Origin of the sequence: Pseudomonas sp. 5Ae-yellow, from assembly GCF_014077575.1 — a bacterium.
Lineage (GTDB): Bacteria > Pseudomonadota > Gammaproteobacteria > Pseudomonadales > Pseudomonadaceae > Halopseudomonas > Halopseudomonas neustonica.
The window spans coordinates 95501-109231 of the sequence record NZ_JACGWE010000013.1 but is presented as its reverse complement, the minus strand read 5'-3'; the positions used below and the strand labels follow the sequence as shown (position 1 = coordinate 109231).

Sequence of the window (13731 nt, the reverse complement as noted above, 5' to 3'; positions counted from 1 at the left end):
GCGCTTCATACACGATCTGACGCGCTACCGGGGCTGACCTTGGCAAATGTTCGGGAAATCGCCTCGCCCAAGAGCGCTGTGCTTAGGCCTCCAACATACGGAAAGTGTTTTTACACACTCTGGGCCGTTAGCGGCCAATGGCAGGACTGCACTTTTAGGCCAAAAACCACCCCTGAAGCTCAACCGCTAGCGAACACGGCTTAATAGTCATGGCCGTTCGACCATCTTAAAACCCCTATCGGTTTGTGTTTAGGGGCGCACACAGTAATCGCCCTCCAGCCGTCTATCGTGCTTTGCTGATTCTGCGACGAGTGACGAGCAAAACTTACCCCGCCAAGGTCATCAACCAGTGACTCCCTTTCGAAGATTCGTCACGTCCCGTTACGCGATACTGTTCAGGCAGCACGCTCTCGGCTACCGTAACTGATTCCGCCAGGCGGACCTCAAGATTCAGTTCACCCATGCCCAGGGGGGCACCATGCACGAATCGGTCAAGGACTATTACGGGAAGGTATTGCAGAGCGGTGCCGATCTGAAAACATCAGCCTGCTGCGACGTCTCCAGCATGCCGGCCTGGCTCAAGCCTTTGCTGGCGGGTATCCATCCCGAAGTCACGGAAAAATACTATGGCTGCGGCCTGGTTGCCCCGCACTTGCTCAAGGGTTGCCAAATCCTTGATCTGGGCAGTGGCTCGGGACGTGACTGTTATGTGCTGGCGCAGTTGGCTGGCGCCGAGGGCCGCGTCATTGGCGTCGACATGACCGAAGAGCAACTGGATGTGGCGCGCCGGCACCTGGACTATCACGCCGAGCGCTTCGGCTTTGCCAATGTCCAGTTCCATCATGGTTATATCGAGCAGCTCGACACCCTGGATCTGGCCGATAACAGCATCGATGTCATCGTCTCCAACTGCGTGATCAATTTGTCGCCGGACAAGGATGCTGTGCTGCGCGAGGCCTATCGCCTGCTCAAGCCCGGTGGGGAACTGTATTTTTCGGACATCTATGCCGACCGCCGGCTGCCCGACGCTTTGCGTCAGGACGAGGTGCTGTACGGCGAGTGCCTGGGTGGAGCGCTTTACTGGAATGACTTCGAGAATCTGGCCAGGCGCCACGGATTTCTTGATCCACGCCTGGTGGAGGATCGGCCTCTGGAAATTACCGATCCTTCAATCGCTGCCAAACTCGGCAATGCCCGCTTCTTCTCGGCCACCTATCGGCTGTTCAAGCTGCCGGAACTGGAGCCGGCTTGTGAGGATTATGGTCAGGCGGTGATCTACCGGGGTAGCATCCCCGACGCCGAGCATATGTTCCAGCTGGACAAGCATCATGCCATCGAGACCGGGCGCATTTTTCCAGTGTGCGGTAATACCTGGCGAATGCTGCAGGACACGCGCTTTGCCGCGCACTTCGATTTTATCGGCAACTTCGAACGGCACTATGGCATCTTCCCAGGTTGTGGCGGCGCGGTGCCCTATGACGAAGTCGCCCCGACGGCAGAGGGCAGCCCATGTTGCTGAACGCTGATGCCGAACCGGTGCGCCTGCTAGTGCTGTGCACTGGCAATTCGGCGCGCAGCATCATGGCCGAAGGGCTCTTCAACCGCCTGCTGGGCGATCATGTGGAGGCCTTCAGCGCGGGCAGTCATCCGACCGGGCGGGTCAATCCCCTAGCCATGGACCAGTTGAGTGACTGGACCGGCGCAGAGCCGCCACGCAGCAAGAGCTGGGATGAATTCCTAGCCCCGGGTGCGGTGCCCCTGGATATCGTGCTTACGGTGTGTGGGAATGCCGGGCAAGTCTGTCCGCAGTTTCCTGGTACACCCCAGCGCGTGCATTGGGGTCTGCCGGATCCTGCCGCAGTCGAAGGCAGCGAAGAGCTTAAGAGCGATGCGTTTTTTGAGTGCTATGGCGCCTTGCGTACGCGTATCAGTGCCCTGGCTGAAAATCTCGGGCAACTGGCTGGGCAGCGTGCGGAGCCGTCCGCATTGGCCGCGCATATGCGGTCGTTGGCCCCATCATAAAGAAGAGCAATTGGCATCAGATGAACACTATTGCTTCTGGTTCTTTGCTGGTCTGAATATGTTCATCTGATACCTGTTTTGACTATTTAGGGGGTTAGCCCCGTTCTCAACCTGCGCGCGCCAAGCGAGCCGTTCTGACTATCTGGTCGGCCAGGTATTCGGCGTCCTGAGCTATGCCGCTGAACCGTCCCGATCCCCAGGTGTGCAGCCAGGGCAGGCCGAGAAAGTACAGGCCAGGCTGGGCGGTGACGCCGCGTTGGTGTACCGGGTGGCCGTGGCCGTCGAATACGCTGGCCTCCACATAACGAAAGTCAGGCGCGAAGCCGATGCACCAGATGATGCTGGTTATACCTGCGCTAATCAGGTCCAGCTGTTCGCGCTCAGCCTCTGGCTGCCATACAGGCTGGTAGGGCTCGCCGGCGGGCGCGTCGATGGCATTTTCCTCAATGTACTTGTCGATGCTGCGATTAATTCGTTCGTACACCGCATCGGCCGCGTCCAGTTTACGGGTCAGGTCGGGCGCGAACTGCAGGGTGGTGCCCTCCAGCCCGGATAGCAGACCAAACAGCTCCATGCCTTCGGTCGCGAAGCGGCGCAGGTCGATATCGCGTCCGCCGTCGCGTCCTGTCAGGTAATGATTGGTGTTGTCGCGCACGCCTTCGCGCAGTGGGTGTTTGTCTACGCTGATGTCGTAGTACTTCATGTCGTGTAGCCACTCGACCACATCCCTGCCCCGATAGAAACGCGCGCAGCGCGGCGCATCGCCTACCGCCAGGAACACCTTGCGGCCGGCCAGGTGCAGGTCTTCAGCAATCTGTGCGCCTGACTGCCCCGAACCCACCACCAGGACATTGCCTGCGGGCAGCAGATCCGCGTTGCGGTACTGTTCGGAGTGGATCTGTTCAATCTCGGCAGGAACCCGCTCGGCCAGACGCGGGATGATCGGCACCTGATAACCACCAGAGGCAACAATAACCTGATCGGCTGTGAACTCGCCGTCACTGGTATGCACCAGGTAGCCACCCTGGGCACGCGGCTTGACCCGCTGCACGGTGACGCCGGTCCGGCAGGGCGCGTTGACCATCTCGATAAAGCCATCAAGGTACGCAATGATCTCGTCTTTCTTCATAAAGCCGTGCGGGTCGTCCCCGGCGTACGGGTAGCCAGGCAAGGTGCATTGCCAGTTGGGGGTGACCAGGCAGAAAGCATCCCAGCGCTGGGTACGCCAGGCATTGGTGAGGGTACTTTTTTCCAGCACCAGATGGTCAATACCCTGTTGCTGCAGGCAGTAACTGGCCGACAGGCCAGCCTGACCACCACCAATGATGATGACACTGTGGTGCGGTGTTTTGTTTGCGGAAGTCATGTTGGGGTCCTGTTGATTGCGGGTTGGCTCAGGGTGCTTGCGTGAAGCTGACGTGTACTTCACCCCGGCTGAATGATCTGGAGGTCTGGCGCAACTGGTTAAGGGTGTCCATCGCGGCGCTGCAATAGAAGCCCTTGACCTCGCGCACACGTTCGGAAGCGGCATCCAGCGCAGTTTCGGCACGTTCCAGGAACTCCTCCACTGGATAGGAGACATTGTGCTTCAGGTGCTGATGAATCACCGTGGAGGGTGAGTAGGCCGCGGTCTCCTGGCCATCGGGCCAGCGAACCGTGAACGTAACGGCGGGCATGTCAGTGCTCCTGTCTTGGATAGGTAAAACCGGTAAAAGGGGTGCTGGCCAGATCCCAGAAGGTGGCGACCTGGCCGGCCTGGCTTACATCCAGCTGGGCACTGGCATTGATGCTGCCGATGCGTGCACAGCTGAGCCCCTCTGCGGCGAAAGCGGCCTGCACCGGGCCCCAGTCTTCGGGGTTCAGGCTGAGTAGAAAGCCGAAACTGGGGAAGGCCTGCAGCCAGCGCAGCAGGTCACCGTCAGCCGGACGCGGTAGCTGATCAAGGTCGACCTCCGCGCCGCAGCCGGTGGGTTCCAGGAGCATCAACAGTGTGCCGAGCAGCCCGGCATTGCTGATGTCCTTGGCGGCTTGAAGCAGACCGGCTTCGGCCAGTGTCGGCAGTACCTCCAGCTTGCTGCGCAGCAGTTCGGCAGGTACCTGCTCGAAGGCTTTCCAATAGGGTGTGTCGGCGTGCCATTGGCCGTTCAGGTCGACCGCCAGTGCCAGGATCTGTCCGGGTGCTACATGTAGTGTGGATAGCAGACGGGTGGCCATGCCGGTAATGGCCACGGCCAGCGCGGCCGGGTTGCCAGGCGCCTGGCTGGTATGACCGCCGGCCAGCACCAGGCCGTAAGCCCGGCAGGCGTCGCGAATGCCGGCGAGCACCTGGTCTGCGCATGCGGGATCGTGGTGCCAGTAAGCGTTGACTACGGCACTAGCGCGCCCGCCCATGGCGGCTATATCGCTGACATTGGCCATGACCGCCGACCAACCTGCGAACCAGGGTGCTTGCTCGACAAAGCGCGGAATCATGCCTTCTATTGCCAGCAACTGGTAATGATCACCGCAGCGGATGGCGGCGGTATCATCCCCCGGCAGGGCATAGAGAGCATCCCGGTCCAGCGGTTGGGATCGGTCCAGCGCAGCGGCCGGGCCCTGAATTGAAACCTTCGAGCGCATGGCCGGGGTGTCACGCAGTGCCTCTAGCAGGGCATCCAGGCTGGGCTGGGTAGGCGTCAGGAGCGGCTTACCCATGACGGCGGGCCCGCAGAGGCAGCAGCGATATTTCCCGCGGCATAAAGGGGTAGTACTCCAATTCTACCTGCATCACCGCATGGGGTTGGCCTAGTAGCTCTATGTGCTCAAGCGTGCGCCAATGCAGGCGCTGAAAGTAGTCTTCATTGCACAACTGCACGGTAGCCAGAAAGCGCTCGCAGCCGATGTCCCTGGCGCGGGATACCGCCTCGTTGATCAGGGCGGTGCCGATCATGCCGTGGCGTCGGTACTCGGCGGCGACACAAAGCCGGCCGCCATACCAGAGACCCGGTTGTGGCTGGTAGATGCGCACGGCGCCGACCACGGCATTGGGCATGCCGCACTGGCAGGCCAAGGCGACTATGGGAATGGCCTGAAAGTCGTGCTCATCCTTGTCCTGGGGCAGTAATTGCTGCTCCTCGGAAAACACCCGGCGGCGCAGCGCAAAGTACTCCGCTTTTTCCCAGGCTTCACTGGCAGGCTTGACCAGTACATCGTCGGCGCGAAAATCCGGGAAGCTGTCTTCGGTCAATGCAAAGGGATGCTCGGCCATGCTCAGATCCTCACTCGTGTCGTTTCAGTGCCGAGCACGCGCCACACTTGGCGCAGCCGGCCTTGATGTCGTCTGAATGCAAACCGTGGCGCTGCAGGCTGGCACCGATCTGTGGGTACAGGCGCTGCATCATGTCGTTGTTCGGTTTGGGGTGATTGGCCAGCGGCGTGCCATCAATCGGCACAAAGGGCACCACGAAGGGATACACACCCATGGCCGCGAGTAGCTCGCTCATTTCGACGATGGCCTCCTCCGAATCCCCCAGCCCGGCGAGGATGTAGGTGCTGACCTGACCGCGGCCAAACACCTCGACGGCGGCCTTGAAGGCGGAGAAATATCGCGACAGCGGCACTTCGGCCTTGCCCGGCATGATGCGCGCACGCACCGGGTCGCTGACGGCTTCCAGGTGCATTCCGAGTGACACCACGCCGCTGTCCCTTAGGCGCTGGAACCAGCGATCGTCATCCGGTGGCTCGCACTGGGCCTGAATCGGCAGGTCGACCGCTGCGGTCACGGCGGCCGCCGATTCACAGAGAATGGCTGCGCCGCGATCAGAAGTTTGCGGGGTGCCAGTCGTCATCACCATGTGCTTTACCCCGTCCAGCTCAACCGCGGCTTTGGCGACTTCTGCCAGTTGCGCAGGGCGTTTGCGGGCGATGGTCCTGTCGCTTTTGAGGGACTGGTTGATGGCGCAGAACTGGCAGGCGCTGGCCGCGTCGTTCATGCGGATGCAGTGCTGCAATATGGTGGTCGCCAGCACATCCTTGCTGTGCAGGGTGGCGATCTTCCAGTAGGGCGTACCGTCTGCGGTGGACAGTGCATAGAAGTTGGGCACGCCGGGCATGCTGACCTGGCCGACCACGTGGCCATCGCGCAGAATTTCTGCCCCGCCGCCATTGGCTGATGGCCGTGCCAGATAAGGAGAGTCCAGCGAGGCGCGATTCAGAATCGGGATCATCGAGGTGTGTTCACCGACGGTCAACGCCTTGTGATCCGATGGGCCTGCACCGCCCTGGCGCGACAGGCCGGTAGCATCCTGCCAGCGCACGCCGTGGCACTGCAGCTCACTTAGCAAGTCGGTCACAATAAGCTGTTTGGAGGCTAGTTCAGAGGCTTGCATAGTCAGGTTCCTCGGTCATCATCGGGTTGCTGTTCTCGGCGTCGGCAACAGCGTTGCGCTCATGCAGATGCGGGGCCGGTCGCCGGTCGATCAGCAGGCTGAGCAATTCAGGGCGGCTGTAATGCCCGACTGAATCCATCATGCGTTTGCGTTTATCGATCAGTGTCAGGTCCAGGTCGGCGATTACAGTACCCTCGCCGCTGCGCAGTGGCTCACCAAGTAATTTGCCCTCGGGACTGACGATGGCGCTGAAGCAACCATCGCTGATCTGCGCCAGCTCACAGCCGGTGTCGGCAATGATCTGTTGCTGCTGCTCGGGGTTCAGCCAGGATGTGGCGTTGACCACAAAACAGCCTGATTCCAATGCGTGGTGGCGGATAGTCACTTCCATCTGCTCGGCGAAAATAGGTCCGACCAGCGAGCCGGGAAACATCGCGGCATGGATCTGTTCGCCATCGGCCATCAGGGCATAACGCGCCAGCGGATTGTAATGCTCCCAGCAGGCCAGTGAACCGATGCGACCGACCTGGCTGTCCACTGCCCGCAGACCCGAGCCATCGCCCTGGCCCCAGATCATCCGCTCATGGTAGGTAGGGGTTATCTTGCGCCGGTGTTGCAGCAGGGTGCCGTCGGCATCGAACAGCAATTGAGTGTTATAGAGGGTGCCGCCGTCGCGTTCGTTGACGCCGATACTCACCACCATGCCGGCGCGGCGGCAGGCTTCACCGATAGCCGCCGTGGTTGCCGAAGGCACCACTACGGATTCGTTAAGTAGTCTGAGGTGCTCCTTGCCCATCTTGAAGGGCGGCTGCACATAGGAAAAATACGGGTAATAGGGCACTACGGTTTCCGGAAAGACCGCGAACTGAACCCCCTCCCGGCCCAGCTCGGCTATGGTCCGGCAGACCTTGTCCACGGTGCCCTCACGGCTGTAGAGCACGGGGCTGAGCTGGACGGCGGCGGCTTTGATGATTGTCATACCGGATCCTCAATTGGAAAGACGGAAGGAGCGAAACTCCCTCCCGATGACGGGAGGGAATGGGTTCAGGCAGTCCAGGTATCGATGATCAGGGCGCCTTCACGGCGCATCAGCAGACGCAGGTCCATTACGTCCAGCGGGTTGATTGGACGGATGCCTTCAATCAAGGCTTTTTCGGTCTGGCCATACAGGGCTTGCAAGGCAAAACGGCAGGCATAGACTTCGCCGCCCTCTTCCATGAATGCCTTGATCTGGTTGTTGACTGCCAGATGGCCCGGGAAGGCCTCGGCACCCAGTGTCGGGAAGCCGCGCTGCACGCCCAGCTGTACGCCTGGACCATATAGAAGAACCTTGGTTTCGAAGCCTTTGCGCAACAAGCGCTTGGCCTGCAGCATGTTGACCAGGCCGATGGAGCCTTCAAAGGCAATGGTGTGGAAGGTCAGCAAGGCTTTTTCGCCGGGCTCGGCTTTGACATCCTCGAAAACCTTTTCTTCGTAGTTGACGAGAAAGTCACCGTCTTTGTAGTGGGGCGTTTCGACTGTAGGCATTCTGATTCTCCGGTTGGGTTAACAACGCAGTGAGTGACTGCGGTTAACCTGACTAGAGCAACGGCTGTGCCAAAGCGGCATGTTGTTTCGCAAGCTACTGAATTAAATAGAGTTAATGGTCTGGCAGCGTTTTCAAGAGCGAAACTGACCCTGTTGCGTGCCTACGATATGTCGTATAACTACGAGATCGCGTAGCAATAACCACGAAAGGTCGTAGTCATGAGCTTGGAAGATGTGGATTACTTATCCGGTTGGTCTGGCATGGCCTACCCTTCGCGGCATCTGGTGTTCGAGCACTGCAATGCGGGCATCGTGCAGTTTGATCCCGTGGGTAACCGCTTTGTCGATATCAATATTGCGGCCTGCAAGTTGCTAGGCTATCCGCGACATGAAATTCTCGAGCTCACCGTTACCAGGCTGTTTGGTCATGCGCTAGCGGAGCTGATCGTTTTCACTCAGGCGGTTCTGGAAGAAGGCAAGGGCTGGACAGATTCCTTGACCTGCGCGCGCAGGGACGGTGAGCGGATCGAGCTTGAGCTGTCTGCCTCGACACTCAAGCTCAAGGGTGTGGTCTATCTGATACTGGTCCTGCGCGAGCGGGATGAAGAGCGTTACCGCCAGAACCAGGCCAATGTTGAGCGCACCATGCGCGGCGGGCTGATCGAATGGCAGAATATATTGACGCTGTTCCAGGAGAGCGAACGCGAAAACCAGCTGCTGCTCAGTGCGGTGGGCGATGGCATTTACAGTATCAATAGCGACGGTTTGGCGACCTACGTGAATCCGGCCGCGGCCAGAATGCTCGGCTGGGAAGTCGATCAAATGATCGGCAAGAACATCCACCGAATTCATCACCACAGTCATGCCGATGGCAGTCATTACCCGGTGGAGGATTGTCCGATCTACAAGGCGGTGCATGACGGTCTGGTTCATGAGGGACAGCAGGAAGTGTTCTGGCGCCGCGATGGCAGCATGTTTCCGGTGGAGTTCACCAGCACGCCGGTGATTTCAGGTGGCTCGATCATTGGGTCGGTGGTGGTGTTCCGTGACATTACCGAACGGCAGATGACCCAGCAGCGTCTGCAGAGTGCCATGGAAGAGTTGCGTGAACTGAAGCAGCGGCTTGAACAGCAGAATGCCTACCTGCAGGAAGAGATACTGATCGAGCATCATTTCCGTGAGATCGTCGGGCAGAGCGAACCCATACTGACCATCGTCAAACAGATTGATGTGGTCGGACCTACCGATGCCAGTGTGCTGATCCACGGTGAATCGGGCACCGGCAAGGAGCTGATCGCCCGGGCAATCCACCAGTCCAGCCGCCGTAGCGATAACCCGCTGATCCGGGTCAACTGCGCCGCCATCCCCGCCGAGTTGTTCGAGAGCGAGTTCTTTGGGCATGTCAGAGGCGCTTTTACCGGTGCCATGCGCGACCGGGTCGGCCGCTTCGAGCTGGCTGATGGCGGTACCTTGTTTCTCGACGAAATTGGCGAGATTCCTCTGGAGCTGCAGAGCAAGTTGCTGCGCGTTCTGCAGGAGGGTCAGTTCGAGCGGGTTGGTGAGGAGCGTACACGCAAGGTCGATGTACGCATCATTACTGCCACCAACCGCGATCTTCTGGCCGAGGTAAAGGCCAAGCGCTTTCGCGAAGACCTGTACTTTCGCCTCAACGTCTTCCCGATCCTGTCACCCGCATTGCGCGAGCGTCCGGAGGACATACCGCTGCTGGCCAGTCACTTCGTCAAACAGATCTGCTCGCGCCTAGGCCGGCCACCGGCACGATTGCGCAAGACGGATGTAGAGCGCATGCAAAGCTACAATTGGCCGGGCAATATTCGCGAACTGCAGAACATCATCGAGCGCGCATTGATCACCAGTAAAGGGCAGGATCTGCTGCTCGATATGCCGGTGGGTCAGGCTGCGGCGGTGGGGCCAGCAGAAGCCGGTACGCCGCAGATCAGTGGCATTCTTACCGAGGCGCAGCTACGCACGCTGGAAAAAGACAATCTCAACGCCGCACTAGCCGCCTGCGATGGCAAGATCTTTGGCAAGGATGGCGCCGCAGCATTGCTTGGCGTCAAACCGACCACGCTGGCATCACGACTAAAGCGTTTTGGTATTCCTACCTAGGTACGTGCGCATCAGCTCAGCGTCACGATTCAGCTGAGCCGACAGTAAGAGAGATGTTGAGGTCAGAAGACCTTCGGGGCCAATACGGTACATAGAGGCGAGGTTGCTTTAGAGGGCGCTAATCGTCGGAAGCCCACTATCCATGAGGGTCTTGTAAAGATCGCTTGTAACCAATGAGTACGTTTAGAATCGTTTAAAGCGAAAAAATTGGCACACTAAACGAAATCCGAAACATCCGTATATGACCAATAGCCGCGTCCGAGCAGTCTCCTGCTTTCTGTCATATTCACAATCTCGAAAGCGACCTTACATCGATATGATTTCACCGGCTATGCAGCGGGTTTCAAGTGTGACAGTTGCCTGTAACCAGACCATAACCCTACCCGCCAAGATCACTTACCAGAGTGTTGCCGAGCTGGCTATTGAACGTGCGGGTGATGTCATCACCTTAAAACTAGTGCGGCTATTGACGGAATCGTTCTGGGATCGACCCGAGGCTGACCCGGACTTTCTTTAGATGGTGATTAGGCGATTGCTCCTCGTCGTCGGGCAGATCGGTGAAGGGTTCAGCCCCGTTTCCGCGGACGGTTCAGACAAAGGAACGGCTTATTTATGGGATAGACAGTCCGCTTCTGGCCCAGAGTGTGTAAAAACACTTTTCGCATGTTGGATGACTAAGCCCAGTGCTCTTGGGCGAGGCGATTTTCCGGACATTTGCCAAGATCAGTGTCGATAGCGCGTCAGAACGTGTATGGAGCTCTTCGGCATCTCCTGGAGCAGTAAAAGCTGAGGCTTTTACGCCGCCATCGCCTTCAGCAAGCCTTCTGTACCGATGATTTTCATAACCCGCTTCATGTTATAGGCGAGCACATTCAAGCTCATCTCCGCACTCACCCCGTTCAGTTTTCGAGTCAGGAAGTGTGTCGCCCCCATCCATTGCTTGAGCGTCCCGAAGGGATGCTCAACAGTCCGCTTTCGAACCTTCATCATCTCTGGTGCTCTGGTCAGCCGTCGCTGCATTTCCTCAAGCACAGCTTCATGCTCCCAACGCTTTACTCGACGATTTGTGCTTGGTGTGCACTGGCTTTTCAGCGTGCAACTCTGACACTTTGAACTCCAGTAGCAATGCATATTCATGCCTTTCTCAACGCTGGAAAATCGCCAGATCAGGGCCTCTCCCGCCGGGCACGTGTATTCGTTTCTGGTCGCGTCATACACGAAGGCATCTTTGTTGAATCGGCCATCAGCTTTGGCGCTTGAAGTCATCGGCTTCGGCACGTAGGCGGTGACGTTTGCGTCGTAACAAGCCAGGATTTCTTCGCCTTTGAAATAGCCTCGGTCGGCAACTACCGACAGCGTTTCTACGCCGATGGCTTCACGAGCCTGCTTCGCCATTGAACTGAGTTGGTCACGGTCAGAACCTCGGTTGGTGACCTCGTGAGCAACGATCAAATGGTGCTGCGTGTCAACAGCCGTCTGTACGTTGTAGCCAACGATCCCGCTGCCGCGCGTCATCATCGAACGGGCATCCGGGTCGGTCAGCGAAACCTGTTTATCTGGCGATTCGTTGAGCTGTGACTCAATCCCCTGAAGCTCTTTCATCTGTGCTTTGAGCTTGGCGATTTTATCTTCCAAGCTCACCGTATCTGGTTTAGAGGCGCTAGGTATCTGGCGATCAGCCGCATCGAGTGAGGCCAAATAACGGCTGATGCTCGCCTCGATTTCTTCCATGCGCCGCTTCAGCTTCGCACTAGTGAAGTTCCGGTCGCGGTTGTTAACCGCCTTGAATTTACTGCCGTCAATGGCAACCAGGTTTTCGCTAAACAGCCCCAACTGCTGGCAGAGCAAAACGAACTGACGGCAGACGCCGCGAATAGCTTTGCTGTTGTCTTTTCGGAAGTTGGCGATGGTCTTGAAGTCGGGCATCAAGCGACCTGTTAACCACATCAGCTCTACGTTGCGCTGGGCTTCACGCTCCAGACGACGGCTGGATTGAATGCGGTTCAGGTAGCCGTAGATATAGATCTTCAGCAGGATCGCAGGGTGATAAGCAGGCCTGCCGGTTTCGGCTGGAATCACACCATCGAAACCCAGTTTGGCTAGGTCGAGTTCATCGACGAAGACATCGACCACGCGCACTGGATTGATATCGCTGACGTAGTCGTCGAGGCTTTCGGGAAGCAAGGTGCTTTGACCTCGGTGTTCACCCTGGATAAACCGTTTCATTGATTTCCCTTGCAATGAGATTCTCAGAAATTATAGCAAGGGTCTGAGATAGCGTTTTTACACACTCTGGGCCGAAAGCAGCCATTTCTTTATCGAATGGGTACAACCTTTCTCGCATTTTCTGGGTTAACAGATGCGACAGAAAGGCTTCCAGTGGCGGCCTGATCAATATGCTTGCTCCACCACTCCATCATTGGCCGGCGACGTTCAATGTAGTCAGCACGGTTGTAGGCGCTTCTGACTTCGTTTTTGTCTACGTGCGCCAGGGCTACTTCAATCAGTTCAGGGTCAAATCCATGCTCATTGAGAACGGTGCTAGCAATAGAGCGCATGCCGTGACTGACCAGTCGGCCAGCAAAGCCCATGCGCTTAAGGGCCATGTTAGCGGTCTGGCTGTTGCAATGGGTACGCGGATTTCGATCCGCAGGGAAAACGAACTCCCTGTGTCCACTATAAGGCTTAACAGCTTCAAGGATTGCCAATCCATGATCAGTCAATGGCACTATATGTGGGCGGCGCTTTTTCATTCGTTCAGCAGGGATGGTCCAGATTTGCTTTTCGAAGTCGATATCGGCCCATCGCGTTGTGGCTGCTTCAACGGGTCTGGTCATTGTGTGTAGTTGCCATTCGATCAAGGCGCGGGTAGTACGTTTGATGCTGGCATTGGAGATGGCGATCATAAGCTCAGGAAGCTCGTCAGGACTTAAGGATGCCATGTTCTGTTTCTTAGGCTTTTTGAAGACGGCTCTTATGCCGCTGAGTGGATTGGCGAGTACAAGGCCTGAATTGACTGCATAGGTCATGATTTCGTTCAGCCGCTGAGAAAGGCGCTTCACTGTTTCCAAACTGCCTTTAGCTTCAATGGGGCGAAGAAGCTCGATGACTTTCGGCGCTGTAATGCTAGATACCTGGGTATCTCCAAGATCCGGGAAGACATGCAGCGTCAGTGACCGCCAAATGTCTTCGGCATAGGCTGGTGTGACGTCTGTTTTCTTCAGATCAAACCAGGCTTCGGCAACTTTTCTCAAGGTGTGCTCGCTGGCAGCTTTTTGCTGCTGGCGGGTGTTATCTCGCTGTTCCTTAGGATCGGTTCCCTGAGAAATCAGCTGTCTTGCATCGATGGTGAGCTTGCGAGCCTGTGAGAGTGTGATTTCGGGATAGGTTCCAAGTCCCATGTTGAGACGCTTTTTGGTCACCGGGTGGTAGTAGTTGAAATTCCAGAGCTTAGAGCCATTGCTTCTCACTCGCATTTGAAGGCCGTCGCCATCACCTAAGACGTAATCCGTCTTTGCGGGGACGGCATTCTTCACCTTGGCTTCGGTGAGACGTATGGCTTTGCCTGACATTTTGGTATTCCAGCGGCGTCTTTGGTATTCCAAAAATACCATGTGAATGCTTGGAATACCATTTGGAATACCAGAAGTGCTGGCTGCTGGTGGACGTCTATGGACGCTAATGG

At 57.5% G+C, this 13731-nt stretch carries 14 protein-coding genes; 4 read left to right on the top strand and 10 right to left on the bottom strand.

The genetic code is table 11. The features are described from left to right. Positions 1-325 precede the first annotated feature (325 nt). A complete protein-coding gene (locus H4J77_RS10450; RefSeq protein WP_182248257.1) occupies positions 326-463 on the bottom strand; it encodes a hypothetical protein in 138 nt (45 codons plus the stop codon). Between the two features lie 15 nt (positions 464-478). On the opposite strand from H4J77_RS10450, the gene H4J77_RS10445 reads away from it, so the two are divergent. Beyond that, positions 479-1519 (top strand): methyltransferase domain-containing protein, encoded by a 1041-nt coding sequence (locus H4J77_RS10445; RefSeq protein ID WP_182248256.1) that lies wholly within the window; start codon positions 479-481, stop codon positions 1517-1519. Then, positions 1510-2022 carry an arsenate reductase ArsC gene (locus H4J77_RS10440; RefSeq protein WP_182248254.1) on the top strand — a complete coding sequence of 171 codons (513 nt, stop codon included), beginning with the start codon at positions 1510-1512 and terminating at the stop codon, positions 2020-2022. The genes H4J77_RS10445 and H4J77_RS10440 overlap by 10 nt, the downstream gene beginning before the upstream one ends. A 106-nt stretch (positions 2023-2128) precedes the next feature. Here H4J77_RS10440 and H4J77_RS10435 read toward each other — a convergent pair whose 3' ends face one another. The 7 genes from H4J77_RS10435 to H4J77_RS10405 all read right to left on the bottom strand — a co-directional run bounded on the left by H4J77_RS10435 (position 2129) and on the right by H4J77_RS10405 (position 7916). Beyond that, positions 2129-3388, bottom strand: coding sequence for an MSMEG_0569 family flavin-dependent oxidoreductase (locus H4J77_RS10435; protein ID WP_182248253.1), 1260 nt, complete (start codon positions 3386-3388; stop codon positions 2129-2131). 28 nt (positions 3389-3416) lie between these two features. After that, on the bottom strand, positions 3417-3698 hold the full coding sequence (locus tag H4J77_RS10430; RefSeq protein ID WP_182248252.1) for an MSMEG_0570 family nitrogen starvation response protein: 282 nt from the start codon (positions 3696-3698) through the stop codon (positions 3417-3419). Position 3699: 1 nt separating this feature from the next. Continuing rightward, on the bottom strand, positions 3700-4716 hold the full coding sequence (locus H4J77_RS10425) for a sll0787 family AIR synthase-like protein (RefSeq protein WP_182248251.1): 1017 nt from the start codon (positions 4714-4716) through the stop codon (positions 3700-3702). Next, positions 4709-5269: an MSMEG_0567/Sll0786 family nitrogen starvation N-acetyltransferase gene (locus H4J77_RS10420; RefSeq protein WP_182248250.1), complete on the bottom strand. Its 561-nt coding sequence runs from the start codon at positions 5267-5269 to the stop codon at positions 4709-4711. The genes H4J77_RS10425 and H4J77_RS10420 overlap by 8 nt, the downstream gene beginning before the upstream one ends. 10 nt (positions 5270-5279) lie before the next feature. Then, entirely contained in the window at positions 5280-6389 is a 1110-nt protein-coding gene (locus H4J77_RS10415; protein ID WP_182248249.1) for an MSMEG_0568 family radical SAM protein, read from the bottom strand. Further along, positions 6376-7368, bottom strand: a complete 993-nt coding sequence (locus H4J77_RS10410) for a Nit6803 family nitrilase (RefSeq protein WP_182248247.1) — start codon at positions 7366-7368, stop codon at positions 6376-6378. The genes H4J77_RS10415 and H4J77_RS10410 overlap by 14 nt, the downstream gene beginning before the upstream one ends. Positions 7369-7433: 65 nt before the next feature. Then, positions 7434-7916, bottom strand: coding sequence for an MSMEG_0572/Sll0783 family nitrogen starvation response protein (locus H4J77_RS10405; protein ID WP_182248245.1), 483 nt, complete (start codon positions 7914-7916; stop codon positions 7434-7436). Positions 7917-8135: 219 nt separating this feature from the next. On the opposite strand from H4J77_RS10405, the gene H4J77_RS10400 reads away from it, so the two are divergent. Both H4J77_RS10400 and H4J77_RS10395 read left to right on the top strand, forming a co-directional pair. Continuing rightward, on the top strand, positions 8136-10046 hold the full coding sequence (locus H4J77_RS10400; protein WP_394244980.1) for a sigma 54-interacting transcriptional regulator: 1911 nt from the start codon (positions 8136-8138) through the stop codon (positions 10044-10046). A 349-nt stretch (positions 10047-10395) separates the two neighbouring features. Beyond that, on the top strand, positions 10396-10563 hold the full coding sequence (locus tag H4J77_RS10395) for a hypothetical protein (protein ID WP_259364799.1): 168 nt from the start codon (positions 10396-10398) through the stop codon (positions 10561-10563). A 278-nt stretch (positions 10564-10841) separates the two neighbouring features. Here the strand turns inward: H4J77_RS10395 and H4J77_RS10390 are convergent, their stop codons facing one another. Both H4J77_RS10390 and H4J77_RS10385 read right to left on the bottom strand, forming a co-directional pair. Next, positions 10842-12272 (bottom strand): IS1182 family transposase, encoded by a 1431-nt coding sequence (locus H4J77_RS10390; RefSeq protein ID WP_096344619.1) that lies wholly within the window; start codon positions 12270-12272, stop codon positions 10842-10844. An 89-nt stretch (positions 12273-12361) separates the two neighbouring features. Continuing rightward, positions 12362-13618 (bottom strand): integrase domain-containing protein, encoded by a 1257-nt coding sequence (locus tag H4J77_RS10385; RefSeq protein WP_123889908.1) that lies wholly within the window; start codon positions 13616-13618, stop codon positions 12362-12364. Between the last annotated feature and the right edge of the window lie 113 nt (positions 13619-13731).